2 protein-coding genes and 1 pseudogene are annotated in these 1529 nt (G+C 68.0%); all 3 read left to right on the forward strand.

Going from position 1 to position 1529, the window contains the following annotated elements:
- Positions 1-172 (forward strand): annotated as a pseudogene (locus tag V7E05_RS14220) (pyridoxal 5'-phosphate synthase lyase subunit PdxS); the annotation flags it as partial.
- A gap of 12 nt (positions 173-184) precedes the next feature.
- The gene (locus tag V7E05_RS14225; protein ID WP_333620278.1) at positions 185-1006 is read left to right on the forward strand and encodes an acyl-CoA thioesterase; all 822 of its coding nucleotides are present in this window, start codon (positions 185-187) and stop codon (positions 1004-1006) included.
- A 42-nt stretch (positions 1007-1048) separates the two neighbouring features.
- The coding region (gene pdxT, locus V7E05_RS14230; RefSeq protein WP_333620279.1) for a pyridoxal 5'-phosphate synthase glutaminase subunit PdxT at positions 1049-1529 on the forward strand (481 nt) is incomplete at its 3' end.

Consider the following 1529-nt stretch of genomic DNA (forward strand, 5'->3'; position numbering starts at 1 on the left):
CTTCAAGTCCGGTAACCCCGAACAGCGCGCCAAGGCCATCGTCGAGGCCACGGCCAATTACGACGATCCAGACGTCATCGCCCGCGTCTCGCGCGGTCTCGGCGAGGCTATGGTCGGCATCAACGTCGACGAGGTCCCCGAGCCGCACCGTCTCTCCGAGCGCGGCTGGTAAGGAGACCCTCCGATGCCCTCGCTACGGGACGTCACCTCCATCGAGCGGATCGACCGCGATATCTTCCGCGGCGCACGCCTCGAGTCGAAGCTCTTGCGCACTTACGGCGGCCAGATCGCCTGCCAGAGCCTCACCGCCGCGGTGCGCACGGTGGAGGAGGACCGCTTCGTGCATTCGCTGCACGGGTATTTCCTCCGCGCGGGCAACCCGGCGAGTCATACGGTCTTCGAGGTCGAGCGGCTCCGCGACGGCCGTTCGTTCTCGACACGCCGGGTCAACGCCATCCAGGAGGGCGAGGTCATCTTCTCGATGAGCGCCTCCTTCCACGTCCACGGCCAGACCGGGCTCGAGCACGCGGACACGATGCCCGAGGTCGTGGGCCCGGATAACCTCCAGAACATCCGCGACCTGGAGATCGAGGCGCCGTTCAACGCCTTCTTCCTCGAGTGGGAGGACTGGGACATCCGGTTCATCCCCGCCGAGGAGCAGAAGCTCTCGCCGAGCCTCGCCTCGCAGCAGCGCGTGTGGTTCCGCTACACCGGCGAGATCTCCGACGATCCCAACGACCACGTGTGTGCCCTGGCATACATGTCGGATATGACCCTTCTGGGCTCCGCGCGGGTGGCGCATCCCGGTGTCGAGGTCCAGGAGGCCTCGCTCGACCACGCGATGTGGTTCCAGCGCCCGTTCCGCGCCGACGAGTGGCTGCTCTACGACCAGTCCTCGCCGTCCGCGACGGGGAGCCGCTCGCTCACCCAGGGTCGCATCTTCGACGCGAGCGGCAACCTCGTCGCCGCCGTGTGCCAGGAAGGCCTCACCCGCACCCGCGGCTGAGTGCGGCCCGACCGTTACCCGCAAAGGACAGCACAGCACTCCATGACCGCCCAGACGAGCCGGCCCCGCATTGGCGTCCTCGCCCTGCAGGGGGACTTTCGCGAGCACCTCGCCCACCTGGATTCGTGTGGGGCGGAGACCCGCCGCGTGCGCAGGCCGGCGGATCTCGAGGAACTCGACGGGCTGGTGTTCCCCGGCGGCGAGTCGACGGCGATGTCCAACCTCATCCGGCTCCACGAGCTCGAGGAGCCGCTGCGCGCGGCGATCGACGGTGGGCTCCCGGTCTTCGGCTCGTGCGCGGGCATGATCCTCCTCGCTGGGGTCGTACTCGATACGCGCCCCGATGCCATTAATTTCTCCGCGCTCGATATCACCGTCCGGCGCAATGCATTCGGGCGACAGGTCGACTCGTTCGAGGAAGACCTCCCGTTTGACGGCGGAGCTCCCATTCGCGCGGTCTTCATCCGCGCACCCTGGGTCGAGGCGGTGAGCCCGGACGCCGAGGTTCTCGCGGCCGTCCGTA

This window comes from Dietzia sp. (assembly GCF_036741115.1).
Lineage (GTDB): Bacteria > Actinomycetota > Actinomycetes > Mycobacteriales > Mycobacteriaceae > Dietzia.